The 24,373-nt window shown below is 60.0% G+C and carries 29 protein-coding genes and 2 tRNA genes; 10 read left to right on the top strand and 21 right to left on the bottom strand.

The window, feature by feature from the left end; genetic code table 11:
- Position 1: 1 nt before the first annotated feature.
- The 5 genes from QB905_RS09295 to QB905_RS09275 form a co-directional block, all read right to left on the bottom strand.
- Positions 2-310, bottom strand: coding sequence for a BrnA antitoxin family protein (locus tag QB905_RS09295; RefSeq protein ID WP_282974622.1), 309 nt, complete (start codon positions 308-310; stop codon positions 2-4).
- Positions 297-608 carry a BrnT family toxin gene (locus QB905_RS09290; protein WP_282974620.1) on the bottom strand — a complete coding sequence of 104 codons (312 nt, stop codon included), beginning with the start codon at positions 606-608 and terminating at the stop codon, positions 297-299. The genes QB905_RS09295 and QB905_RS09290 overlap by 14 nt, the downstream gene beginning before the upstream one ends.
- Before the next feature lie 38 nt (positions 609-646).
- Complete coding sequence (gene polA, locus QB905_RS09285) at positions 647-3,538, bottom strand: DNA polymerase I (protein ID WP_282974619.1); 2,892 nt, start codon at positions 3,536-3,538, stop codon at positions 647-649.
- Between the two features lie 115 nt (positions 3,539-3,653).
- Positions 3,654-4,118, bottom strand: a complete 465-nt coding sequence (locus QB905_RS09280) for a VOC family protein (protein WP_282974616.1) — start codon at positions 4,116-4,118, stop codon at positions 3,654-3,656.
- 1 nt (position 4,119) lies between these two features.
- Entirely contained in the window at positions 4,120-4,338 is a 219-nt protein-coding gene (locus QB905_RS09275) for a zinc-finger domain-containing protein (RefSeq protein WP_282974614.1), read from the bottom strand.
- 194 nt (positions 4,339-4,532) lie between these two features.
- On the opposite strand from QB905_RS09275, the gene QB905_RS09270 reads away from it, so the two are divergent.
- From QB905_RS09270 to QB905_RS09260, 3 genes are all read left to right on the top strand, one after another.
- The gene (locus QB905_RS09270; RefSeq protein ID WP_282974612.1) at positions 4,533-5,546 is read left to right on the top strand and encodes a LacI family DNA-binding transcriptional regulator; all 1,014 of its coding nucleotides are present in this window, start codon (positions 4,533-4,535) and stop codon (positions 5,544-5,546) included.
- A 99-nt stretch (positions 5,547-5,645) separates the two neighbouring features.
- Positions 5,646-5,722, top strand: a tRNA-Arg gene (locus tag QB905_RS09265).
- Positions 5,723-5,841: 119 nt separating this feature from the next.
- Positions 5,842-6,264: a hypothetical protein gene (locus QB905_RS09260; protein ID WP_282974610.1), complete on the top strand. Its 423-nt coding sequence runs from the start codon at positions 5,842-5,844 to the stop codon at positions 6,262-6,264.
- Between the two features lie 353 nt (positions 6,265-6,617).
- Here the strand turns inward: QB905_RS09260 and QB905_RS09255 are convergent, their stop codons facing one another.
- From QB905_RS09255 to QB905_RS09225, 7 genes are all read right to left on the bottom strand, one after another.
- On the bottom strand, positions 6,618-7,361 hold the full coding sequence (locus tag QB905_RS09255; RefSeq protein WP_282974608.1) for a hypothetical protein: 744 nt from the start codon (positions 7,359-7,361) through the stop codon (positions 6,618-6,620).
- Positions 7,362-7,580: 219 nt separating this feature from the next.
- Positions 7,581-7,835, bottom strand: coding sequence for a transcriptional coactivator p15/PC4 family protein (locus tag QB905_RS09250; RefSeq protein ID WP_282974606.1), 255 nt, complete (start codon positions 7,833-7,835; stop codon positions 7,581-7,583).
- Positions 7,828-8,178, bottom strand: coding sequence for a hypothetical protein (locus QB905_RS09245; protein ID WP_282974605.1), 351 nt, complete (start codon positions 8,176-8,178; stop codon positions 7,828-7,830). Before QB905_RS09245 ends, QB905_RS09250 begins: the two co-directional genes overlap by 8 nt.
- Complete coding sequence (locus QB905_RS09240) at positions 8,171-8,371, bottom strand: hypothetical protein (protein ID WP_282974604.1); 201 nt, start codon at positions 8,369-8,371, stop codon at positions 8,171-8,173. The genes QB905_RS09245 and QB905_RS09240 overlap by 8 nt, the downstream gene beginning before the upstream one ends.
- A gap of 2 nt (positions 8,372-8,373) precedes the next feature.
- Positions 8,374-8,610 (bottom strand): hypothetical protein, encoded by a 237-nt coding sequence (locus tag QB905_RS09235; protein WP_282974602.1) that lies wholly within the window; start codon positions 8,608-8,610, stop codon positions 8,374-8,376.
- Positions 8,611-8,690: 80 nt separating this feature from the next.
- Positions 8,691-9,890 carry an IS256 family transposase gene (locus QB905_RS09230; RefSeq protein ID WP_282973106.1) on the bottom strand — a complete coding sequence of 400 codons (1,200 nt, stop codon included), beginning with the start codon at positions 9,888-9,890 and terminating at the stop codon, positions 8,691-8,693.
- Between the two features lie 125 nt (positions 9,891-10,015).
- Complete coding sequence (locus tag QB905_RS09225; protein WP_282974601.1) at positions 10,016-10,348, bottom strand: hypothetical protein; 333 nt, start codon at positions 10,346-10,348, stop codon at positions 10,016-10,018.
- 63 nt (positions 10,349-10,411) lie between these two features.
- On the opposite strand from QB905_RS09225, the gene tnpA reads away from it, so the two are divergent.
- The 3 genes from tnpA to tnpC all read left to right on the top strand — a co-directional run bounded on the left by tnpA (position 10,412) and on the right by tnpC (position 12,761).
- Entirely contained in the window at positions 10,412-10,804 is a 393-nt protein-coding gene (gene tnpA, locus QB905_RS15320) for an IS66-like element accessory protein TnpA (protein WP_461781760.1), read from the top strand.
- Positions 10,801-11,154 (top strand): IS66 family insertion sequence element accessory protein TnpB, encoded by a 354-nt coding sequence (gene tnpB / locus QB905_RS09220; protein ID WP_282972945.1) that lies wholly within the window; start codon positions 10,801-10,803, stop codon positions 11,152-11,154. The genes tnpA and tnpB overlap by 4 nt, the downstream gene beginning before the upstream one ends.
- A 68-nt stretch (positions 11,155-11,222) precedes the next feature.
- Positions 11,223-12,761 carry an IS66 family transposase gene (gene tnpC, locus QB905_RS09215; RefSeq protein ID WP_282972944.1) on the top strand — a complete coding sequence of 513 codons (1,539 nt, stop codon included), beginning with the start codon at positions 11,223-11,225 and terminating at the stop codon, positions 12,759-12,761.
- A 48-nt stretch (positions 12,762-12,809) separates the two neighbouring features.
- Here tnpC and QB905_RS09210 read toward each other — a convergent pair whose 3' ends face one another.
- The 6 genes from QB905_RS09210 to QB905_RS09185 form a co-directional block, all read right to left on the bottom strand.
- Complete coding sequence (locus QB905_RS09210; protein ID WP_282974599.1) at positions 12,810-13,112, bottom strand: HigA family addiction module antitoxin; 303 nt, start codon at positions 13,110-13,112, stop codon at positions 12,810-12,812.
- An 84-nt stretch (positions 13,113-13,196) separates the two neighbouring features.
- Complete coding sequence (locus QB905_RS09205) at positions 13,197-13,478, bottom strand: addiction module antidote protein (RefSeq protein WP_282974598.1); 282 nt, start codon at positions 13,476-13,478, stop codon at positions 13,197-13,199.
- A complete protein-coding gene (locus QB905_RS09200; RefSeq protein ID WP_282974597.1) occupies positions 13,475-13,768 on the bottom strand; it encodes a type II toxin-antitoxin system RelE/ParE family toxin in 294 nt (97 codons plus the stop codon). The genes QB905_RS09205 and QB905_RS09200 overlap by 4 nt, the downstream gene beginning before the upstream one ends.
- Positions 13,769-13,828: 60 nt before the next feature.
- Positions 13,829-14,740 carry a tyrosine-type recombinase/integrase gene (locus QB905_RS09195; RefSeq protein WP_282974596.1) on the bottom strand — a complete coding sequence of 304 codons (912 nt, stop codon included), beginning with the start codon at positions 14,738-14,740 and terminating at the stop codon, positions 13,829-13,831.
- Between the two features lie 173 nt (positions 14,741-14,913).
- Positions 14,914-14,990, bottom strand: a tRNA-Met gene (locus QB905_RS09190).
- 119 nt (positions 14,991-15,109) lie between these two features.
- Positions 15,110-16,138 (bottom strand): glycosyltransferase, encoded by a 1,029-nt coding sequence (locus QB905_RS09185; protein WP_282974594.1) that lies wholly within the window; start codon positions 16,136-16,138, stop codon positions 15,110-15,112.
- 147 nt (positions 16,139-16,285) lie between these two features.
- Here QB905_RS09185 and QB905_RS09180 point away from each other — a divergent pair, with 147 nt between their 5' ends.
- The 4 genes from QB905_RS09180 (at position 16,286) to QB905_RS09165 (ending at position 19,789) form a co-directional block, all read left to right on the top strand.
- A complete protein-coding gene (locus QB905_RS09180) occupies positions 16,286-16,816 on the top strand; it encodes an Lrp/AsnC family transcriptional regulator (protein ID WP_282974592.1) in 531 nt (176 codons plus the stop codon).
- A complete protein-coding gene (locus tag QB905_RS09175) occupies positions 16,816-18,087 on the top strand; it encodes a hypothetical protein (protein ID WP_282974590.1) in 1,272 nt (423 codons plus the stop codon). Before QB905_RS09180 ends, QB905_RS09175 begins: the two co-directional genes overlap by 1 nt.
- Positions 18,088-18,509: 422 nt before the next feature.
- Entirely contained in the window at positions 18,510-19,064 is a 555-nt protein-coding gene (locus QB905_RS09170; RefSeq protein WP_282974588.1) for a hypothetical protein, read from the top strand.
- Positions 19,065-19,288: 224 nt separating this feature from the next.
- A complete protein-coding gene (locus QB905_RS09165) occupies positions 19,289-19,789 on the top strand; it encodes a winged helix-turn-helix transcriptional regulator (RefSeq protein WP_282974587.1) in 501 nt (166 codons plus the stop codon).
- Positions 19,790-19,962: 173 nt separating this feature from the next.
- On the opposite strand, the gene mnmA is transcribed toward QB905_RS09165, so the two are convergent.
- The 3 genes from mnmA to flgK are packed head-to-tail and all read right to left on the bottom strand — an operon-like array spanning position 19,963 to position 24,265.
- Positions 19,963-21,141 carry a tRNA 2-thiouridine(34) synthase MnmA gene (gene mnmA, locus QB905_RS09160; RefSeq protein WP_282974585.1) on the bottom strand — a complete coding sequence of 393 codons (1,179 nt, stop codon included), beginning with the start codon at positions 21,139-21,141 and terminating at the stop codon, positions 19,963-19,965.
- Positions 21,142-21,186: 45 nt separating this feature from the next.
- Positions 21,187-22,116 carry a flagellin gene (locus QB905_RS09155; protein ID WP_282974584.1) on the bottom strand — a complete coding sequence of 310 codons (930 nt, stop codon included), beginning with the start codon at positions 22,114-22,116 and terminating at the stop codon, positions 21,187-21,189.
- Between the two features lie 10 nt (positions 22,117-22,126).
- Complete coding sequence (flgK, locus tag QB905_RS09150; protein ID WP_282974582.1) at positions 22,127-24,265, bottom strand: flagellar hook-associated protein FlgK; 2,139 nt, start codon at positions 24,263-24,265, stop codon at positions 22,127-22,129.
- Positions 24,266-24,373 lie beyond the last annotated feature (108 nt).

The following is a 24,373-nucleotide window of genomic DNA, read 5'->3' as shown; positions in this document are numbered from 1 at the left end:
GTCAGGCCCGTTTTGATTTCAAAGCCGCCAGCATTTCCCGGCGTAGAATGGTATTGATGCGCGATTGATAGCCCTTGCCCTGAGATCTGAGCCAGTCAAGCACATCGGCGTCGAGCCGCGCCGTGATCTGTTGTTTGATGGGTCGATAGAAGCGTCCGCGCACGGCTGTCCTGAGCTGTTCGTCGCTCAATTCGGGCATGTCGCCCAGCTCAATCGCCTGATCCGGTTCGGCGGCCAGCGCGGCCAGATGCGCACGGTCTTCGTCGTTCAAAGGCGGCAGGGTTTCCAATGTGTGACTAATTGTTTTCATTCTCATACCATTGCCTTTCCCTGCGCGTGGCGCGACGCGCGGAAATAATGCGGACAATCTCGACAGACTGTCCATCCCGATCGGTTTGGGTGAGGGTATGCGCCACCACCAGTAGCACGAAATGGCCTACAATTCCAAAGGTTTGCCAGCGTTGCTCGCCGTTCTCGACACGATCCTGAATCGAAAGATGCAGGGGATCACGAAAAACCTGGCTGGCTTCTTTAAAGCTGACGCCATTGTGTTTTTGCTGATTGGAAAGGTTTTTGGCCTCGTCCCATTCAAAGATAATATGGCCCATAATATAACTACAAATTTGTAATTATGCAAATGCCCATTTTAGTGCGCCTCGTCCCAGTTGAGCGCGGCATGGGCTTCCACCACCAGCGGCACGCTGATCTCGATGGCGGGCAGGGCGGCGTCGGACATGATCTGCTTGACCAGCGGGATCACGGCCTCGACCTCGGAGTCGGGCGCTTCGAAGATCAGTTCGTCATGCACCTGCAACAGCATCTTCGTGGTGAAACCGGCCTCGGTCAGAGCCTTTGGCATCCGCATCATGGCACGGCGAATGATGTCGGCGGCGGTGCCCTGAATCGGCGCATTGATGGCGGCGCGTTCGGCAAAAGCTTTCTGCGCACCCTTGCCGTTAATTTCCGGGATATGGATTTTGCGGCCATGCAGGGTGGTGACAAAACCGTTGGCGGCCACAAAGGCTTTGGTTGTGTCCATATAGGCTTTGATGCCGGGAAAGCGCTCGAAATAGGTTTCGATATAGCGCCCGGCCTCGCCGCGTTCGATGCCGAGCTGGTTCGCCAGTCCGAACGCCGAAATGCCGTAGATGATGCCGAAATTGATCGCCTTGGCGCGGCGGCGGATTTCGGAGGTCATGTCCTCCATCGCCACGCTGAACATTTCCGAAGCGGTCATGGCGTGGATGTCGTCGCCGCGCGCAAAGGCCGCCTTCAGTTGCGGAATATCGCCGATATGGGCGAGGATGCGCAGCTCGATCTGTGAGTAGTCGGCGCTGATCAGCCTGTGGCCTGGTTTGGCGATAAAGGCGCGGCGGATTTTGCGGCCTTCCTTCGTGCGGATCGGGATGTTTTGCAGATTGGGTTCGTTGGAGCTTAAGCGTCCGGTCGGGGTGGCGGCCAGATGGAAGCTGGTGTGGATGCGCTGGGTCTGCGGGTCGGCATGGCCGATCAGATTATCGGTATAGGTGCCCTTCAGCTTGGCAAGCTGGCGATAATCGAGCAATAGTTTAGCGAGCGGCTGGCCCTTTTCGGCGAGGTCTTCGAGCACTTTCACATCGGTGGCCCACTGGCCTGACGCCGTGCGCTTGCCGCCGGGAAGCTGCATCTCATCGTAAAAAATGACACCGAGTTGCTGGGGGCTGTTGAGATTGAACGGGCGGCCCACCAGGGCGTGCGCCTCGGCTTCCAGCTCGCTCATCCGCGTGCCGAAATCGTGCGACAGGGATTGCAGCACCTGCGGGTCGATGCGGATTCCGGCCAGTTCCATCTCGGACAGCACGGCTGGCATACCGCGCTCCAGCGTTTCGTACATCGCCATCTGGCCTTCGCGGGCAAGGCGCGGTTTGAGGATATGCCACAGGCGCAGCGTCACGTCGGCGTCCTCGGCGGCATAGCGCGTGGCCGGAGTCAGATCGACATATTTGAACGATTTCAGGTTCTTGCCGGAACCGGCCACCTCCTTGAACGGGATGGGCGTGTGGCCGAGATGCAGTTCGGATAGCTCATCCATGCCGTGATTGTGCAGCCCGCCTTCGAGCGCATAACTGATCAGCATGGTGTCGTCATAGGGCGTTACGTCGATGCCGTGGCGATGCAATACGCTCAGATCATATTTGATATTCTGGCCGATCTTCAGCACGCCTCTGTCTTCGAGCAGGGGCTTGAGCGCAGCGATGGCCTGTTGCAGCGGAATCTGGGTCAGGCCTGCCCCCCCACCTCCAAAGTTGCCGCCAAAGTCGCCGCCAAAATCGAGGCCTTCCGCAGCGGTATGGCCGAGTGGAATATAGCAGGCGCGATTGGGGGCCGTGGCCAGCGAAATGCCGCACAGGCCGGAATGCGAGGCGGACAGGTCGTCGGTTTCGGTATCGACCGCCACCACGCCCGCCGCATAGGCCTCATCGATCCAGCCACGCAGCTCTTCGATGCTCTGAACGCAGGCATAGGCGTCGAGATCGAAGGGCAGAAGCGCGGTTTGCGCCGGTGCGGCTTTCGGCGCACCATACAGCGGACGCGAAACGGGCGCGCTCGGCAGCTTGTCCATCGCCGTGCCCTGCATCAGGCTTAAGGTGCCGCCGACACGCCTGGCCAGAGAGGCGAATTCCATCATGGCCAGAAAGGCGCTCAGCACATCGGCATCGGGTTCGCGCAAGGCAAAGCTGTCAATGTCGGCGGGCGGCGGGACATCGCAGCGCAGCCGCACCAGTTCGCGCGACATCAAAATCTGGTCGCGGAAATCGATCAGGGTCTGGCGGCGCTTTTCCTGCTTGATCTCCGAAGCGCGCGCCAGAACGGCGTCGAGATCGCCGAAATCGGTCAGCAATTGCGCGGCGGTTTTCACGCCGATACCGGGTGCGCCCGGCACATTATCAGACGAATCCCCGATCAGGGCCTGGGCATCGACCACCCGTTCGGGCGGCACGCCGAACTTTTCAATCACCTGTTCGCGGCCGATCGGCGTGGCCTTGACCGGGTCCATCAGGCTGACCTCATCGGTCACCAGTTGCATCAGATCCTTGTCCGACGAGACGATGGTGACCTTGAAGCCCCGCTGCACAGCCAGATGGGCATAGGTGCAGATCAGGTCGTCGGCCTCGAAGCCTTCCAGTTCGATGGCGGGCAGACCGAAGGCGCGCGTCGCCTCGCGGATCAGCGGAAATTGCGGGATCAGGTCTTCGGGCGCGGGCGGGCGATGCGCCTTGTAACCGTCATAGATTTCGTTGCGGAAGGTCTTGGCGGCGGCGTCGAAAATCACGGCCAGATGCGACGGCGCATCATCGCCGCGATGCTCCTTGATCAGGCGGTACAGCATGTTGCAATAGCCGGCTACGGCCCCTACCGGCAGGCCGTCCGATTTGCGCGTGAGCGGCGGCAGGCCATGATAGGCGCGAAAAATATAGCCCGAACCATCGATCAGGACGAGGCGTTTGGGCGTGTCGGACGTGGCGGCATCGGGCATGGTGGGCTCATGATCTGGCATAGGCGCTGTTCATAGCGGCATATGCGGACGCTGCCAAATCAAAGTGGCGGAGAGGGGCGGGAGAATATGTTGGGCGACGAGCTTCCAGCCGTTAAGCCGCTTAAAGATCGACCGGTCACCACACGCCGGTATTGGCCATCGAAGCCCACGGTTCGGCAGGCGGCAGCGCTTCACCCTTTTGCAGCAGCTCCACCGAAATGCCGTCGGGCGAGCGCACGAAGGCCATCTGGCCGTCGCGCGGCGGGCGATTGATCACCACGCCCATATCGGCCAGGTGCTGGCAGGTGGCGTAGATGTCATCGACCTCATAGGCGAGGTGGCCGAAATTGCGCCCGCCCGTATAGACCTCGACCGCGCCATGCTCATCGGGCCAGTTCCAGGTCAGCTCGACTTCAGCCTGTCCCCGTAACTCCGCTGTCGCGCCGAGATGCGCGTCTTCGTCGGCCGACAGGAAGATCAGGCTGTAACGGCCCTGTTCGCTGTCCATGCGGCGCACCTGACGCAGGCCCAGACCTTCGCAGAAAAAACGCAGGGCGGCATCGAGATTGCTTACCCGCACCATGGTGTGCAGGAAGCGCATCCTAGTGCTCGCCTTCCGGACGCGGGGCCGGATCGATATAGTCGTGGGCATGATCCTGATGCACGAATTTGCGGTCGCAATAGCCGCATTCCACCGTGCCGTCCTCGCCCAGCTCGTAATAGGTCAGCGGATGGCCCAGCGCGCCGCCGCCGCCATTACAGGCCACCTTGTGGGTATCGACATAGATGATTTCGGGAGGAGGAATCAGGGTGTCGCTCATGGCGGGCAAAAACCTTTTGCAAAAACTCATTTTCTCCTTAAGCCACAACGCTGCACCGCGTCAATCTCATAGCCGTGTGCAAACATCATATGGTCGTTCATCCTGCCCGCATTATTGCCCGGTCTGGCATCCGGGAAGCGATTTACAGGCCCATTGGAAGCGTTTACATCTGAGATAACCGGAGAAAAACCAGTATGAGCGCCGCCACACTCAAAGATATAGCCCGCGAGGCCGGTGTGTCGATCGCCACGGCGTCACGCGCTATCAACGGGCTTGATAATGTCACACAGGGCGTTCGCCAGCGCGTACTGGAGGCGGCCAGGAGCTTGCGCTATGTGCCGCATGGCGGGGCGCGTTCGCTGGTCATGTCGCGCACCAACACGATCGGCGTGCTGCTGCCCGACGTGTATGGCGAATTCTTCGCCGAAATCATTCGCGGCATCGATGTGGCGGCGCGGGCGCGTGGCCTGCACCTGCTGGTGGCCGGTTCGCACGCCAATCTCGATGAGGCCGTGGCGATCCTGCGCGCCTGGGGCGGGCGGGTCGATGGCCTGCTGGTCATGTCGCCCTTTGTCGATTCGCAAAATCTGGCCGCCATCCTGCCGATCAACCTGCCGCTGGTTACGATTGCCAGCCGCGTTGGTCAGGTGGAGCAGGGCTCGATCAGCGTCGATAATTACGGTGGCGGCGTGACGGCGGCGCGCCACCTGATTGCCGAAGGGCGCACGCGCATCGCCCACATTTCCGGGCCCGCCGGTAATTTCGAGGCGCGCGAACGCCAGCGCGGGTTTTCTGCGGCCATGAAGGCGGCGCGCCTGACGCCTCACGCCATCTATGAAGGCGATTTCACCGAGGAATCGGGCTATGCGGGCACGCGCGCCTTTCTGGCCCAGGCCGAACGGCCCGACGCCATCTTCGTGGCCAATGACATGATGGCGCTGGGTTGCCTGCTGGCGCTCAGCGAGGCAGGCGTCAGGGCCCCTTATGACATAGCGGTGGTGGGCTTTGACGACATTCCGATTTCGCGCTTCACCGCGCCGCCGCTCACCACCCTGCGCGTCGGCATATTCGACTTAGGCCGGCGCGGGCTCGAACTGCTGGTCGAAGCGCTCGATCACGGCGAAACCACGGCGCATGAGGGCATTATCGTCTCGCCGGAACTGGTGGTGCGTGAATCATCGCATCGTATGGGGCATCATGCGGGCTGATTATTTTCAGGAGCGGCATTTTATCGGTTGAGCGCGAACGGGGTTTAGCTTAGGTTCCGCGCCGTTCGCTGGCCGTTTAGACGCGCCTGACAAAAATACGCATCCGTAGCTCAGCTGGATAGAGCGCTGCCCTCCGAAGGCAGAGGTCGGGGGTTCGAATCCCTTCGGGTGCGCCATTACAAATCAATGACTTATGTAGTTTTAGCTTCTGCCGAAAATGGCGGGGGACGCTAGGGGGACGCTTAGCGCACAAAGTCGGCATTTCGGGGACGCAAAATAATTCGGTGGTGACGCTATGAGACAGCGCATCGTCATGCACCCGGCAGAGCAAAAGCGTCAGGCTCGCAAGCGCCTTGTTAAAGTCGCCCGCAAACTGGAATGGGCGCTTGACCAGATCATAGCCGCCTTGGACGAAATAGACGGCGACCCTGACCTTGAACCGGACTTAGGCAGCGTCACCACCGCCCCTTATCAAAATCAACGCGATTGGGCGCAGGGCGTGAATGACAACCGTGAGCACGATCCGGCCGAAGACAGGCTTTTCGATGAATCCGAATGGGAACCCTCGCTAGGGGAACCGGAGGGCCGGGTAAATCAATTAGGCTGGGGTAAGTCTGGCACCCGCGACCTTGAGGCAGATCATGACGGGCGCGAACCTGAAGTGGAAGGCAATTGGATCGTCACGTCACATGACGATCAAACCGACTGGAAAGGATAGTCTTGAGGTCACCGCTTCAATGCAAGCTTTTGCAAACATGCAGGGCCGCCACCTTAGCATTTCTTAGTACTTTTTCGCCGGGGATCGGGGCTTAAATGATAACATTTGATAAGTTTGGAAGGTCAGCATGTTGAGGTTAGCTAACGCGCGCATCAATACAAGGTATTACACGCGCGCTTGCGCGTGCGGGGAATTGACGCCCAGCCACAGACCTCAGAAAAATCGGAGCGTCGCGCGTGCGTGAACGGCAGAGAAAACCTGTGTTAGCAATTTAAATTGAGGCCACAACCGGTCTTGGGAAGGTTGGCCTTAGGTTTTCGACCCACCCCTCCCTTAGGGCGGAATGTCTGTCTCTAACTCGCTATCGCATGATCGCGGTCTTGGCTGGGCGCAACGTTCTGAGACATGCCGCAGCGCTTGCCGATAATAAGCCCTCCCGGTTCATGCCGCCTCATATCAAATCTCTCCGCAACGTCAGGCAATGCGCCCTTGATCACATAGGACAGCGCGGCGTCTAGGTTGGCGAAGTGCTGATCAGGCGCGGTGCTTTCAAGGCCAAGCCGTCCACCGATTGAGCGGCTCAGGACTGTGCGGGTCTTGTAGGGGCGTTTGGTAATGCCTTCGATCCATCCCCTTTGCAGCTTCGTGATGCGCTTGACGTGGCGCGGCGGGACGTGAATGAGAATATGACAATGACCGCCCTTGCCGGGGCCGTTCTCATGCGTCCAAATGTAAGCCGTATGGCCATCGTGTCGTGTTATGGCCTTGCTGATCAGGTCAAGATAGCGCCCGGTCGCCTTCGCCATGTGATCAAGCCTAATCCCGGCATGTTGCCAGTGCAGGGTAATCATCCGGTTCAAAGGTAAGCCAGCCTGATCAGCGTTTAAGGTCGCCTGCAACAGCCGCAGAACCTGCTTATCGGTAAGGCCGTGGCTTTGACGCATGGCGCTATTACGTGCACCACCGCGCCGCCCCTTTCGCTTTTGAGGACTGAGTTTGGAAACGCGAGGCCGTTCGCTTGCTCGTTTGGATAGCTGCTCCGGCCTCGCTTCAGCCGGTGCCAGAAGGGTATCCGGTGCCAAGGATTTATTCTTCATGGCTTGCGGATAATCCTTGCTGCATCAACAGCTTGACCGCCACACCACCGGCTGAAAACAGCAAAAGGTGTCTGATACCATATCCGCGCGCGTATTATATATATTATACGAACCACCGCCGAAACGCCCTTAATCTATTGATTTAAAAGAAAAATAAGGGCCGTTTGAAACTTCACCGGTTTTAGACTTTCGGTGAAGTTTCAAACATGGCCTTTGAGGCTATTCCGCCGGGGGGATTAAACCCAGCTTGCGGGCGTCACACTCGGCGGCTTGCAAGACGCGGATCAGTTCAGGCAGAAGGGCGGGATTAAGGCTGATACCCTTCGTAGTCGGTTTGAAGGTCTTGGCCGCCGAAAACCGCCCATAAACCCGCATATCGAGAAGCGTCAGGCCCTTGAACTCCTGAAGCGCCACGCGGATTTCTTCGCTGGCATTTTTGGCAATTTGGCCAATCGGCAGGGGGAGATTATTCATCGCGCGCCCCTTCTGCCGTGCCGGTGGTGACGGCCTGCCATTTGATCGCCTTGCAACCGCCTTCACCTATGCCGCGTTCACCAGAGTCGCGGATCAAACCCATGCGGGCCAGTTCGGAGCAACGTGGGCGGATCGACATGAGCAGGTCATGGCCGCCAGCTTCATGCAGGGCGCGGGTGATTTGTTCGGGCGTCATGGCATAGCCAGAGGCCAGCAAGACGCCATAAACCCGTTCACGCTGTTTTGGCGCGGTGGCGGCCTTGTAAATCGCAGCAAGGCGGGCGGTTTCGCCAGTAGCGTCATTGCGCGAGTGAGGTGGGCGGGAGAAGTCGGGCTTAGACATGCGCGCCTCCCAGAGCCAATTCAACGCTCAGGCGGACAATGGTGTCAGGCAGGCCAAATTTGCGGCTCAGACGGCCCGCATAGCCCTTGCGTGAGGTGAGAATAATGCTATCCGGGGTGATGTTACCGTAAAGCAAACCACCACCGCCCCCGCGCACTAAATCCGTGCCGGGGGCGATCTTATGATGCTGCATGATTATTCCGCCCCCTTGTCGCTGGTGGACGTTTTCAGCGGGGACATGATAGATTCAGCCCACTTGTCGAGGTCAGCGACCGAATAAATGGGGTAGCGACCGGCGCTTCGGAAAGCGGGGCCACCGCCAACCGTGGCGTATTTTGCCAGAGTGACGGGCTTGCGGAAAATCGCATATTTTTCGGCGAGATAGTCAGACGCTTCCTTGCGACGAAGCAGCCGGGTTTCTGAATAGGACATAGGGTTCTAGGATCGTGCCCCAGGGCGTGGTGTAATTGAGCGCTTGGCATCAATGACTTCCGGACAGGTCCGGGTTTCGCTCAGTTTGCCACGGCTGGCATGCTGAGAAGTGGATCATCGCTGAGTTGTGCGATGGTTTCAAGGGTAATGTAGCGCCCGCGCTGAACCGCCCATTCATCGTTCTGTTCGAGCAGGATGGCGCCGACCAGTCTGGTGATGGCATCGTCGTTTGGGAAGATGCCCACGACATCGCAGCGACGCTTGATTTCGCCATTGAGCCGTTCAATGGGGTTGGTTGAGTGCAGCTTGATGCGGTGTTCCTTCGGGAAGGTCATATAGGCCAGGACATCGTGCTCAGCCTCGTCCATGATCGTGGCCAGCTTTGGCATTTTGGGCCTGAGCTGGTCGGCGACGTTTCGCCATTGGGTACTCGCCGTTTCCGCCGTCTCCTGGGCGAAGGCCGTGCCGATGAAGGCAGAGACGACGCGTCGCCCGCTCTTGCCGGCATGGGCGCAGACATTGCGCATGAAGTGAACACGGCAGCGCTGCCAGGTGGCGTTGAGAACCTTGGAGACGGCACCCTTGATCCCGATGTGGGCATCAGAGACCACAAGTTTGACACCACGCAGGCCCCGGCGTGTCAGGTTGCGCAGGAACTCTGCCCAGATCGGTTCGGCTTCCGAGGTGCCGACCTCCATGCCCAGCACTTCACGCCTGCCGTCGCTGTTGACGCCAACGCAGATGATGACGGCGACCGAGACGATACGGCCGCCCCGGCGCACCTTCAGATACGTAGCGTCAATCCAGATGTATGGCCATTCCCCTTCAATGGGGCGGTTCAGGAAAGCCTTCACACGGTCATCGATCTCTTCGCACAGCCGACTGACCTGACTCTTGGAGATGCCGCTCATCCCCATCGCCTTGACCAGATCATCGACAGAGCGCGTCGAGATACCCTGAACGTAAGCCTCCTGGATCACAGCCGTCAGTGCCTTCTCGGCCATGCGCCTGGGCTCCAGGAAACCCGGGAAGTAACTGCCTTTACGAAGCTTCGGGATCCGAAGCTCGACCGTGCCTGCGCGTGTTTCCCAGTCTCGGTCACGATAGCCGTTGCGCTGGACCAGCCGGTCGCCGGTTTTCTCATGGTAGCCGGCACCGGTCATGCCGCTCACTTCCAATGCCATCAAGCGTTCAGCCGTGAAGCTGATCATGTCGCGCAACAAATCGCTGTCTGAGGTCTTTTCAACAAGCCCTTTCAGGGCCATCATATCGTCGGTCATCGGTGTTCTTTCGTTCTGGAATGAGTGTCGCAACCCAAACCTATCCGAAAATCACTGATGACCAACCCGCTACGCTAAGGCTCGCTTTGCCCTTTTGAATGGGCAGCGAGCCATGCGCTACGCTCTTACCCAGTTACACCACTCGCTGGGACACGACCAGCCAAATTCGTAGCAAGCGCTGGTGCGATCAGGCGATTACGTTCCATTACCTCTAAAATTTCTGGACTCATAGGGAGCATGGCCGTTTTTATTTTATCGTTGATGGCCGCGCGCTCTGAATCGTAACTACCTGCCATTTTCGCCTGCTCCACGCGAAGCAATGCTCTCAGCAACGTTTGGCGACGAGGTTCGTCTGATGCGTTCCAAGCTTGAGCCTCAAGGTCAATCTCATCGTTCGTAGCGATGAGGAAGTCTTGTTCAGAAAGGGATGTGATTCGTAAGCGGTGTTCTGCCCCCACGTTCCCTTTTCGGCATTGATCTGCGCATGGCTTGTTCAGAGTTGAACGAGAGGGACTTTCTCCATGGAGACTACACCGGAGATTCTCACTGGAAGGGCGGTCCGCAGTGGGACCCGGCGTTCGCGCCGATGGCCGGATGAGGTCAAGGCGCGGCTTGTTGCAGAGACCTTGCGGCCTGGGGTAAGCGTCAATGAAGTGGCGCGCCGTGCCGGGGTAAAGGCGAACCACCTGTCTTCATGGCGCACCTTGGCGCGGAGGGGCAAGTTGATCTTGCCGGCGCCTGAGGACGACGTTGAATTTAGCGCTCTGGTGGTCAGCGAACCGGCCCCGGTCGCGGCTACGCATCCGGCTATCAGGCCTGAGATCGTGGTCGGGAATGTGACGATCCGTCTTGAAGACGACGCTTCAGCAGATCGTATTGCGGCAGTTGCGTGTGCCATGATGGCGTCGGTATGATCTTCCCGTCAAACCGGGTACGGATCATGGTGGCGACCAAGCCAATCGACTTCCGTAAAGGGCATGATGGTCTTGCCGCACTGGTGAAGAACCAATTGCACAAAGACCCCTTCACCGGCACGGTCTTCGTCTTCCGGTCGCGCAAGGCGGACCGCCTGAAGTTGCTCTATTGGGACGGCACCGGACTGGTGATGGCCTATAAACGGCTGGAGGCGCATGTGTTCACCTGGCCGGCGATCAAGGACGGACTTATGAGCCTTAGCCATGCTCAGTTTGAGGCGTTGTTCTCGGGGCTGGACTGGCGCCGAGTCCGGGCCCTGGAGGCGCGTGCACCGGAGGCGGTGGAATAGCTGCGACAAGATGACTCGGGGGGCATTTTAGGCAGGAAGGTAAAAGCGGATTTTGTTAGATTGCCGTCATGCTCAACCCCGCCAATTTGCCTGATGATATAGCGGTTCTCAAAGCCATGCTGGTGGCTTCTGAGGCCCGCAATCTGCGCAAGGATGACCGGATCGAGCGATTGGAGAAGCTGGTCGCCGCCTTCAGGCAGGCCGCCTTCGGGCGCAAATCCGAGAAGGCCGAGCCGGGTCAGTTTGAACTGGCCCTGGAAGACCTTGAAACCGCTATCGCCGCGATCCATGCTGAGGAAGAGGCCGATGCGCCTTGTGGTAAACGGGCTGCAAAGTCTCGCGCTGGCAATCGCGGGGCCTTACCCGGCCATCTGCCCCGCATCGAAGAGGTTATTGAGCCTGACAGTCTGCTCTGTGCCTGCGGCAACGGCTTACATTGCATTGGTGAAGACAGGTGCGAGCGGCTGGACGTGATCCCGGCGCAGTTCCGCGTCATCGTCACCCGCCGCCCCAAATATGCCTGCCGGGCCTGCACGGATGGCATAACTCAAGCCTCTGCTCCGGCGCGCCTCGTTCCCGGTGGCCTGCCGACTGAGGCGACTGTGGCTCATGTGCTGGTCAGTAAGTATGCCGACCATCTGCCCCTGTATCGGCAGGCCCAGATTTATAGCCGCCAAGGCGTTGACCTTGACCGGTCTACGCTGGCTGACTGGGTTGGCCGGGCCGCGTTCGAGTTGCGCCCGGTGTGGGGCGCCCTGATCGCCAATCTGAAGCAATCCACCAAGCTCTTTATGGATGAAACCCGCGCCCCGGTACTTGATCCCGGCGCACGTAAAACAAAAACCGGATACTTCTGGGCCCTGGCCCGCGATGACCGACCGTGGAACGGTGCGGCGCCGCCTGGTGTGGCCTTCACCTACGCGCCCGGGCGTGGCGGGCAGTATGCCGAACATATCTTGCAGGGCTTCACCGGCATTCTGCAGGTCGACGGCTATGCCGGTTACAATCGCCTGATCGCACCCGACCGTATCGGCCCGGCAATCCGGCTGGCCTATTGCTGGGCGCATGCCCGTCGTAAGCTGTTTGAGATTACCCGCGCCGGTCCGGCGCCAATCGCCGAAGAGGGCCTCAGGCGCATCGCCGATCTCTACAAGATCGAAGGGGACATCCGCGGTAGCGATCCGGCGGTGCGTCTGGCTGCACGACAATTACGATCTGGCCCCGTAGTGGCCGATATAGAGGCATGGCTCAACAATCACCGCAGCCGTGTCGCCGCCAAATCGCCGCTTGGCGAGGCATTGAATTACATCGCCAAATACTGGGGCGGCCTCTGCCAGTTCCTCGACGACGGCTGCGTCGAGCTGGACAACAACACTGTTGAACGCACGATCCGGCCTATCGCCCTGAACCGGAAAAACGCTCTCTTTGCAGGCCATGACGCCGGCGCTCAAAACTGGGCCATCATCGCGTCACTGATCGAAACGTGCAAACTGAACGGCATCGATCCCCATGCCTACCTGACCAACACCCTAAGGGCCATCGCGGGCGGACATAAGCAAAGCCAGATCGACCACCTTCTCCCTTGCAACTACGCCGTCAAGGTGTGAGCGAAACACCGCTTACTGTGATTCCAAGATAGTTGTTATCCATCAGTTTCAGGCCGCTACATGCAGAGGGTTAATTTCAAAGGAGAGTCGTGCCAGCTTTTCCCGCTTGGCGATTCGCAGGTCATAATCCTTTTGCAGGTTCAGCCAAAAATCAGCGGTGGTGCCGAAAAACAGGCCCAACCGGATCGCCATTTCCGCAGTAACAGAGCGTTTGCCGTCGATAATGTTTTTGATTGCGGCGCGGTCTACGTGGATCGCCGCCGCCAGCGCGCCGGGGCGCACGTTGAAGGCGTCAAGAAAGTCTTCCTTCAGCGTCACGCCGGGATGTTCGATTTCGATGTAAGCCGTCATTTCATCAACTCCTATATCGCGGGCACACACCCTAGCATTACCTAACAGCCTCGCTTCCTAAGCGATTTGCGCCACGCCGCCTTATCAGGCCGCCACAGACAACTTGACGCCCAGCGCCTTTGTCATGGCCAGCAGAGTGGAAAGGGTCGGATTGCCGTTTTCGCCAATAGCCTTGTAAAGCGCCGCGCGCGTCAGGCCGGTGGCCTTGGCCATGTCCTGAACCCCCCTAGCGCGCACAACATCATTTAAGCTTGCGCGGATCAGGTCAATATCGCCTTCCTCAAAGGCCGCTTCCAGATAGGTGGCAATCATCGCCTCGCTATCGAGATACGCAACCGCATCAAATTTGCCCGCTGTTTTTTTCATTCGTACACCTCTGCCAATGCCTTGGCCTTTTCAATATCGGCTTGCTGGCCCTTTTTCGTGCCGCCGCACAACAGCAGGATCACCACCGCGCCACGTTGAACAAAATAGAGACGGTAGCCGGGGCCATAATCTAGTCGCGCCTCACTGACACCCTGCCCAACTGGCTTAACATCGCCCAGATTGCCAAGGCTGAAGCGCCGGACACGGGAAACAATGCGGGCCTTCGCCTGAATATCTTTTAGGCTATGAAGCCAATCGGAAAATTCATCAGTTTGGCGGACTTCAATCATGACTATAAATACGCCCTTAGTTTCATTTTGTCAATTATAGTTTGCGTTTCGTCATAGGCGCTATGCCCGTTTGAAAGGCACAACCGCCGCGCCTTCGTCCGATCCGTCCATATGCGCGCCGATCCGGGCCGCCACACGATCCGCAGCCGCTATCAGGGCTGTGTCAAGGTGATGGATATATCTCCCTGTCACAGTGGCCGCCGTATGGCCCAGCAGGGCCGCAATCGTGATTTCCGTTAGGCCCAGATCGCCGCCGGTGCGGGCGAAGGCGTGGAGCAAGCCGTGAGGCGTCAGGCCGGATAAGTCTGTTTCCGGGTCGGTGGTGAGGGCGCGGGCCATGATCCGCTTCCATGCGTTCGGCAGGCTCCCATAGGCCGCCTTTCCGTTTGTAGGCGAGGGAAACACAAAGGGGCCGGTGCGTGGCAATTCGGATAAGAGCGATACCGCCGCCGCACCAAGGGGCCGCACGGACTGGCCGGTTTTACTATCCGATAAGCGCAAGGCGTGGCCGCTCAAATCGACTTCTGACCATTTCAGCTTTTGCACTTCGCCCAGACGGCAACCGGTGAAGGCGATCAGGCGAAAGGCCGCGACAGCCTGCCATGCCTCTGCATTGGCGTCAGAGGCGCGCAGGGCGTTCCCTAAGGCGCGATATTGTTCCGGGCTAAGGCGCACCTCGCGGCGGGCGTCAGCAGGGCGCTTGACGCCTCGGCAGGGGTTTATGCTGATAATGCCTTCGGACACGGCAAAGGACAGGATGCCACCCAGCAAGCCAACCGTGCGCGCCGCCGTGCCGTTGCCGCCTTCCACAATGGCGCGGCCTCTTGGCCCGGTCTTCACGTCAACCGCCGTCTTGCCCGCCGCCACGTCACGCATGAAGCGGTTTATGTCGGGTGTCGTCAGGTCGCGCACCCTGCGGCTACCCAGCAGGGGGATTATGTGCCGATTGATCCGGCCTTCATCGATATACAAGGTTCCGGCCTTTTTCGGTGTACCATATTTTATCCCTACACGTCAGTTCGTCGCCTGCGTATCCGCAAGAGGTCTGGACTGTGGCGCGAGACTCTGTCGCGTGGGGTCATGTGTCATGGAATTTCACGCGGTCGGCAGGCCACTTTGCGCCCTTCACAACAGGCGGAAATGTCTGGTGGTTGGAGGCGGGATCGAACCGCCGACCTGTGGGTTATGAATCCACCGCTCTAACCATCTGAGCTACCCAACCGAACCAGGCTTCACGCAGACGCCGCATGTGCGTCTCCGGAAGGATGGCCCTATAGCCAATCTGCCGGACGGGTTCAAGCCTGTTTGCGAAGAAACTTGGCCGGGCGGCGGCCAAAGGCTTCAAAGACCGGCGGCGATCTGGTTCAGGGTTTCGACGAGGCGGCGCTTGCCGGCGTCCAGACTGAAATGGGTCAGGGCGTAGGTTTGCGCGGCGCGGGCTTTTTTCAGCGTGGCGGGCCAGTCGGACAGGGCGGTGGCGATGGCGAAGGCCAGGGCGTCCGGGTCGTCTTTTGGGCTTAAGACGCCCAGCACGCCATCCAGCAGAATCTCTTTCGGGCCGTCGATGTCGGTGGCCACGATCGGCACGCCCGCCGCCATGCTTTCGGCCACCACCAGTCCGAACGGTTCGACGCGCGACGGCAGCACGAACAGGTCGAGTGCGTGCAGGTAATCGGCGGCGCGGCTCACCCAGCCGTCGAAATCGACCCTGTGTTCGAGGCCGAGCAGCCGCACCAGCGCCACCATTTCGTCCTTCAGCGGGCCGTCGCCACCGATGCGCAGGCGCACATCTAAGCCGCGGGCGCGTAAGGACGCCAGCGCCCGGATCATGATGTCGATGCCTTTGTTGACATGCAGGCGGCCCAGTGTGCCCAGCACCACCGTGCCCTGCGGCGCGGGCTTGACCGGCCGGTCGCTCAACGGGCCGAAATTGGCCAGATCATAGATGGGCAGATTGGGGTGGGCGCGGCGCACGCTGTCATGCACCGAAGCTGATACGCAGATGGCGGCGCGCAAATGGCCGCTCTGGCCCTTGTGACGGAAATTATGCACCACCTGCACGGTGCGCCGCGCCGTGCCGAGACAGGGCAGCAGGCAGATACCGGTGGCGCGGTTGCCGTGGGTCAGGATCAGGTCGGGGCGCACCTCGCGCGCAATGCGGCGAATGGTCAGGGCGGCCAGCGGATCGTGGTTGATCAGGGCGCGCACCGGGCGAAAATCATCGGGCGGCAGGTTCTGGCCGAGCACGCCTTCGGGATGGCCGAGGCTCAACACCTCTATTCCGGCCGGTTTCATGGCCTCGTGATAGCGCAGCGACATGGTTTCGACGCCGCCGCGCACCTGCGCCAGCATGATATTGAGGATACGCATGAAAATTCCCGAAATAGCGCAGGAAACCTAATCCGATTTTGACAGATTTAAAACACCCCGCGGTATTTTCCTGCCTGAGGCAGGATATTTCCGCAAAAGGCGTGATAAGATGACCGCATTGTCAATTTTCAGTCACACGAGGTTTTTTTGTCCGATCTGATCGATGAGCTGGATGCGAAAATCCTCAACCTGATCCAGAACGATGCCTCGCTCTCCGTGGCCGAGCTGGCCGAGCAGGTGGGGCTGTCGCCGTCGCCGTGCTGGCGGCGCATCAAGCGGCTGGAGGATCTGGGCGTCATCCGCAAGCGCGTCACCCTGCTCGATGCTGAAAAACTGGGCCTGAGTTTTGAGGTCTATGTGTCGGTCAAGCTGTCCCTGCCGTCGCGCGCCAATCTTGAAGCCTTTGAAGCCCGGCTGGCCGACTGGCCCGAAGTGGTCAGTTGCGACACGGTGACCGGCCACGAAGACTATATGCTGCGCCTGATGACGCGCGACATGCACGCCTATGACGATTTCCTGCGTGATAAGCTGCTGGCCTCCGACCTCGTTTCCGGGGTAGAAAGCCGGATCATCATGCGCTCGGTGCGCGCCTCCACGGCGGTGCCGATCGGGCTTGGCGACCACGGCGCGTCCAGCGAACGCGGGCCGTCCGGGCCGCGCAGGGCAGAGGAAAAGTAATGCGCAATATTCGACTGGCGACCCTGGGGCTGGCGTCTTTTCTTCCGCTTCTCAGCCTGGCTGCGGCGGCCCAGACCATCGACCCCGCCTCCTTGCTCGGCCAGTTCCGCGCCGACCGTGCCAAGGGGATGCAGGCGCTTGACTGGCGCGATCCCAATGCCGCCTATGCCAGTTTTGAGCAGGCGCAGGGCCTGATCCCCGATTCGCCGTCGATCCTGCTGCTGGAGGCGCAGACGGCGCTCAAGCAGGATCATAAGGATGTGGCGCGTGCGGCGCTGACCGATTATCTCAAACGCGGCTTTCTGGTCGATCTCAAGCAGAACCCGGAATTCAACCCGGTCTGGAATGCCGATATGGAGGCCCTGCAAAAGGCCAATGCCGCGCCTGTCGGCGAGATGCACGTGGCCGCCACCTTGCCGGGCTTTACACTGGCTGACGGTCTGGCCTATGTGCCCGAAGGCCAGCAATTGTTCATCTCGACCTTGCGCAATGGCAAGATCATCCTGTTGCAGCCGTCCGGCGGGCACGATGTCATCACCTTCCGCCCCAGCGTGGCCGCCAGCGGTCTGGGCCTGCATGGCGGGTTGTTATGGGTCGCCACCGCCGCTACGCGCCAGACGACCGGCTATGACCCCAAGGCCGATCTGGTGTCGAAGATCGTGACGGTCGATCCCGCCGATGGCACGGTCAAGACGGTGGTGACGGCCGACAAAAACAGCCAGTTCGGTCATCTGCTGGCCGGGAAGGATGATCTGTATGTCGTCGATGCCTATCATAGCTCGGTGCTGCGCCTGAACGACTATACCGGTGAGTTGCAAACCCTGATTCCCGAAGGCTATATGGACAGCCCGCAGGGGCTGGCGGAAAACGAAGACGGCTCGGTGCTGATCGTGTCGGACTTCATTTCCGGCCTTTACCGCATCGATCTGCAAACGGGTGAAATGTCGCATCTGGCGCCGCCTGCCGACGGGTCGCTGCTCGGCATCACCTCGCTCAGCCTGTATGGCCATGATCTGATCGCCGTGCAGAACGGTTTCAAACCCAATAAGATCCTGCATCTGCACATGTCGGACGACTGGAAAAGCGTCACCTCATCGCAGGTGGTGCTGCGTGGCGATAGCCAGATGTCGCAACCGGCGCAGGGGCTGGTGGATGGCGACCACTTCATCTTCGTGGCGCGCAGCCAGTGGGATAATCTCGATGACGGCGGCAATGCCATATCAGATAAGCCCGAACCGGCCACGATCGGTGCGGTCAGCCTCAAGCCCTGAATATGTAAAGTCCAAACAGCTTCACGCGGACGTGACGCACGGCCTCTTGCTCTTTTCAAATTGCGATTTATTCTCATTCTCAGAAATGAATCGGAGGCGAACATGCTGTTACTGAGTTTGGGAAGCGATACGTTGATCCGGCTGATGGCCTGTGGCGATCGTCCGGGTTTCCACGGGCCCGACCTGTCGTGGCTGTTGTACGGGCCTGATACGGATGGGACGAGGGCTCAGGCAGGTGTTCGGGGAGAGGCGCAGACGTTTTCGCAGCAAAAACAGCCGCTTTCATAGTTAACAAAATCTTATTGTCGTTGCCGCCGCTTTATGGCAAAGCTGGCATCGGCCTTGCGTGATCAATCCGTGAGGTGGAGGCGACTGTCCGGTTTCGGAACAGATCGCCCCGATGACAGGTGAGGACAGTGGTGATGATTTCCGGTATGCGCAAGGATATGGCGATGATCGCCCTGGCGGCGATGACAGGCCTGATGGGCATGAGCCTGATGACAGGCGCGGCCCAGGCTGCCGTGATGACGCCTGATTTCAATGCCCTCAGCCAGACAGCGCCGGAACTGCCGCGCGAAGGTGATTTCGACGGCGATGGCCGTACCGATCAGCTCATGCTGGTGGCCGAGCCCAATTCGGGCCGCATCGCCGTGCATATCCGCCTCAATACGGCGCAAGGCTATAAGGATATTCGCGTTACCAGCTTCGATTCCGCCGAAGGGGCGGCGCCCGATGTGCGCGTGGTTCATGCGGGGGCCTATGCCAGCGATTGCGGCAGCTACGCCACGGATTGCACCGCCAGCATCAGGGCGCAGCATGACAGCGTGCTGATCGGGCTTGATGGTGGTGCCAGCCTGCTCGTGCATTGGCAGGCAGCTCAGGCGGGGCAGGCCGGGCAGTTCGAGCAGGATTTTGTCCATAGCGACGAGGCCCTGATGGCCCATGCCCTCTCGGCGCTCTACGCCATGAATCGCTGAGACTTGCTGATTTCAGAAATTTTATCCTGCCGCAGGCTGGTTTAGCGACGGATCGCCGGGACGTGTGCGTATATAATAACGCCGCAGGCTTTTGCCTGCTGTCCTGAAATCAATGGATCTGAGCCTGTCGGGCTTGGTGCTCCAGGCTTATTTTGGGTTTTGTTTTGGCGCGCATTCGGGCCGTTTACTGGCCGGATGCGCTTTAGCCTACAGGATCAGACGTCATGGGTCGTTCCGCCGACTATTCCCGTCAGAGAGATGCAACCGCCGCCTGCCTCGATATTATCGGTGAGCCGTGGACCATGCTGATCATCCGCGATGCGTTTCGCGGCCTTACGCGCTTTGAGCAATGGCAGGAAGCCCTGGGTCTGGCGCGCAATGTGCTGGCCTCACGGCTCAAGCATCTGGTGGCCGAGGGCATTTTCGAGCAGCGCGTCTATTGCCTGCGCCCGTTGCGTCATGAATATGTCCTGACGCCGAAAGGTTATGACCTGCGCGGCATCCTTATGCACATGATGGATTGGGGCGCCAAACACGTCTATCGTGACGAAACGCCGCTCGTTCAGGTGTTTCACAGCCGCTGCGGCTGTGTTCTGTCGCCCGTTACCTATTGCGCCGAGTGCAGCGAACCGGTGCAAAGGGGCGAGGTCTTTATCCAGCGTAACCCGGAGGCCAAATCAATCGCCGAACTGGCGCGCCTGGCCATGGAAACGGCGGCGGAATAAGGTTTACCGGCGAGGCAGAGACCCCTCCGTCGGCTATGCCGACACCTCCCCATGCCTGCGGCACAGGGAGGAGGTGTTGTCCGCGTTCAGGCGGCTGCGGTTGTGCTGGCGATGAAGCCGCCGCCCGCGCTCAAACAGCGAAGCGTTTAGCGCACAAGAATGCGAGGCGGCGTTCAGGCGGCTGCGGTTGTACTGGCGATGAAGCCGCCGCCGAGCACGCGGCCTTCGTCGGCGGGATCGTACAGCACGCAGGCCTGACCGGGGGCTACGCCTTCCTCGGCGCTTTCAAACACAAGACCGGCACCATTGCCATTAAGGCTTAAGCGGGCGGGCACGGGCGGACGGGTGGAGCGCACGCGCGCCAGTACGCGCTTGCCTGAGCGGGCGGCGTCCATCAGATCAGGCTCATCGCCCAGCCAGTTGATTTCCTTCAAAGACAGGCCACGGGTCAGCAGGGCTTCACGCGGCCCCACCACCACTTCGCGCGCTTCGGCATCAAGGCGGGTGACGAACAAAGGCTCACCGACGGCGATATTGAGGCCGCGCCTCTGGCCGATCGTATAGCCGGTAATGCCGCTGTGCTGGCCGAGGATGCGCCCGTCGATATGGCGGATCGCGCCCGGTTCGCGGCCCTGCGGACGCAGTTTGTCGATCAGGGTGGTGTACTTGCCTTCCGGCACGAAGCAGATGTCTTGCGAATCGGGCTTGGCGGCGATGCTCAGGCCAAGCTGACGGGCAATGTCGCGCACCTGCGGCTTGGGGATTCCCGCCAGCGGAAAGCGCAAAAAGGCAAGCTGGTCGCGCGTGGTGGCGAACAGGAAGTAGCTCTGGTCACGGCTTTGATCGGCGGCACGGCGCAGATGGCCTTCGGGCGAGCGCTCGACATAGTGGCCAGTGGCCATAGCTTCGGCCCCGAGATCGCGCGCCACATCGAGCAGGTCATGAAACTTGACGCTTTGATTGCAGCGGATGCACGGCACCGGGGTTTCGCCGCGCAAGTAAGAATCGGCAAATTCCTCAATGACGGAATCGCGGAAACGGCTTTCATAATCGAGCACATAATGCGGTATGCCGATCTTTTCGGCGGCCAGACGCGCATCGTGAATGTCCTGACCGGCGCAGCAGGCCCCGCTCTTTTTCAGGGCCGCGCCGTGGTCGTAAAGCTGGAGGGTGACGCCGATCACCTCATAGCCCGCCTGATGCAGCAAAGCCGCCACCACGGTGGAATCGACGCCGCCCGACATGGCCGCCACGATGCGCGCCCCGGCGGGCAGCCCCACGCTTGCCCGCGTGGCGGCGATGGCGGCGTCGAGATCGGCCGAGGCCATCAGGGGGACGGGACAGGTTTCCATAGACGGCTAGATAGTGGAAACCTGGCGAAATTGCTAGAGCGGGCTCTATTTCAGCAAGTTGAGCAATGAGGATGAGTTCAGGCTGGCCAGAACCTGCGCCGAGGCCTGCACCGCCACCTGCGCCTGTTGAAGATCGGTGATTGCCGTGGACATATCCACCGAGGTGCGCGTGGTGATGAGCTGGTTCAGCGAATCCGATTGCCCCTGCAACGACGTGGTCGTGTTATCGACGCGTTTCTGCATGACGCCATTGAGCGAGGTCTGATTGACCAGACCACTATAGGCGTCGGAAAATTCCTGCGCCTTCGTGGTCAGGAAGGTGGTCTGGGCATCGGTCAGCGGATTGGCGAAGGGGCCCGTGGTCGGATCGTCATTATAATCCTGAACATCCTTGAACACCTGCATCAGCTTGGTGCCGAGATCGGAAGCCAGCATACCGGTCTGCAAGGTGGTGTTGGAATCGATGGTCGAGGATTTCTTGACTGTGCCATTGGTGAAGACCGAGGCCACCGTCACCGATGACCCGCTGAGTTGCGACATACTGCCAATGCTGACGGGCGGTGTATTGTCATTGCCGCCGGCGAACAGATAAGAACCATTATGTTCGTAATTGAGGCCGTCGAGCGCCTCGGAAAAAGCGCCTTGCAGGCTTTGCATGACGGTGGAGCCATCATTGCTGGCCAGGGCGCTCATGATCGAATCCTTGGCGTCGGAGGCCGATTGCGACGTGGTGGTGAGCGCCGTGTCCTGGCTGGACAGGCGGTCGGTGACCGTCTGGGCGACGCCGAGATAGCCGGTGGTGGTGGCCAGCGAAGACTGATAGGCGGCGATGACGCCGCTGGTCGAACCATAACCCGCCAGGTCGGTGGCCACCTTCTGGGTGGACACCTGCGTATTGGCCTCGTTCTCGCGTTGCTGGGCCTGCATCAGGTTATTGAGTGAATTGGCCCAGATCTGGCCGGTGGAGATGCGCATCTGTGTCTCCTTATCCCATCATGTTGAGCAGGACATCATACATGTCTTTTGCGGCCTGAATCAGGCGGCTGGCGGCGCTGTAGCCCTGCTGGTAGGTGGTGAGATTGACAAGCTCTTCATCGAGATTGACGCCCTCTTGCGAACTGCGTCGTGAATTGGCCTCGGTCAGCAGGGCATCGCTGGCATCGGCATTGTTTTTGGCCTGTGAGGACAGGTTGCCGACCTGCCCGGCCAGATCGGAGCCATAACGGTTGAGCGTTGACGCGCCGCCGCCATTCAGGCCCGCCTTGGCGAAGGTGACGCTCTGGCTGCCAACGCCCGCCATGGCCAGCCCGTTGCTGCCGTCGCCGACCGACAAGGCGGCGGTGCCGGTGCTGGCCGACAGGTTGACACGGCCGAGCGCCAGCAGGGAAGGATTATTATTGACGGCCTGATTGATCCCCACACGGGTGGCGATGGTGCCCTGCGTGCCGCCCAGGCCGAAGAACTGGCTGAACGAGGCACCGGTGCCGTTGCGCGAGGTCTGATCCGATTTCACGCTCAATGTATTGGGCGGATTGCCGAAGCCCTTGAAGGTCAGGGCGCCGTTGGAATCGAGCGAGAAGGTGCCGTAGCGGCCTACGCCGCTCGTTGTGTCGTTCAGTGCATTGACCAGATCGCTCATGGTGGTGGCACCGGAGGGCACGGCGAAGTTGACGGTGGAGAGGGTGGAGCCGTCAGATGATTTGAGCGCGAAATCGACTTCGCTGCCGGGGGCGAAGCCTGAATTGTCGCTGCCGGAAAGCCCGGTATTATAGCTGGTCGGTACGTCCGATGAAATCAGGTCATTGAGGCCGAAAAACTGCGAAAATCCCTGACCCTGCTTAGTGGCCCCGCCGGTTGCGGGATCGACCACGGCCACGCCGTCATTGCCGCCGCTGCCGGAGGCGGACAGGGTCATCACGCCGTTGGCAAAGCCAACCGTGGCCGAACCGCCCAGCGCGCTGTTGACCTGACTGGTGAAATTGGCGGCGGTGAAGGTGCCGGCTGCGGCGCCGTCCAGCGTCAGATTGCCCGTGGTGAAATCAATGCCGAGCGTATGGGTGATATTGCCGCTCGAATCGAGGGTGACGATATTGGTCTGGCCGGTAAAACCCGACACGGCTTCCGAACTGGTCAGGCTGGTATTCTTGCCGGTGAGGCTGGCGGGGGCGGGTACGGCGCTGCCCTGATTATGGACGGCGTTCAGCGTATTGGTGAATTGGCGCACATATTCATTGAGCTGGTCATTGACCGCCACCGAACTGGTGTCACGCACATCGATCAGACCCTTCAGTTCGCCCGATGACAGATAATCGGCCATGTCGCGCGTTTCGCCATTCACGCCCGTTACGGTGATCGGCGAAAAATTGGTGGTGGCGTCAACATTGGCAGCGGGCGTGTAGCTGAGCGTGGCGGCGGTCGAGCCGGTGGCCAGGGTCAGGCCCGCATTGGTACGTACGGTCACGCCGCCATTGGTGTCTTGCGTGACATTGATGTCCACCAGTTTGGAGAGCTGGTCGAGATATTGCGTCTGGGTGGTTTGCGCGCCGGTGGCGTCCTGGCCGGTGACCGTGGCGCTGGAAATCGTGGCATTGAGATCGGTGATATTCTTGAGCAGGCCGTTGATCGTATCGACATCGGTGCCGATCTGGCTGTCGGCATTGGCGCGCACCTGCTGGATCTGGCTGGAAACACCACCGGCCGTATTGAGAAAAGTGGACAGATCCGACAAGACCTGCTGGCGCGCCGGGCTCGAGGTGGCGGTTTCGGCGGCCTGGCTCATATCCGACAGGGTGGTCGAGGCCAGGTTGAACATATTGTTGGAATCGGTGATGTCGCCGAATTGCGACTGAATCTGATCCAGCATACTGGAGCTGATGTCAGCCTGTCCGGCATTGGCCGAGGCGCTGAAGGAGGCGGCTTCGAGATACTGATCGGCCGCCAGCTTGACCTGGCCGGACTGCACGCCCATGCCGACCCCGCCGATCGTCACGCTTTGCTGGGTGGCGATCTTGCGGATATAGCCTGGCGTATTGACGTTCGAGATATTGTCGGAAACGACATGCAACTGATCCTGAGCCGTCATCAGGCCGGACATGCCGATATTCATGATGGTGTTCAGCGACATGAAAACGCTCCGTTCGCTTCCGTCATGGGCAAAAGCCGCCTGTCACCCGGCGGAATTTGCCGGGTAGCTCTATGGGGCCTGTTTAAAAAAACAAATCTTTTCATAGCT

It is taken from the genome of Asticcacaulis sp. EMRT-3, assembly GCF_030027245.1.
GTDB lineage: Bacteria > Pseudomonadota > Alphaproteobacteria > Caulobacterales > Caulobacteraceae > Asticcacaulis.
The sequence above is the reverse complement of the archived record's forward strand: the minus strand, read 5'-3'. Positions and strand labels throughout refer to the sequence as shown.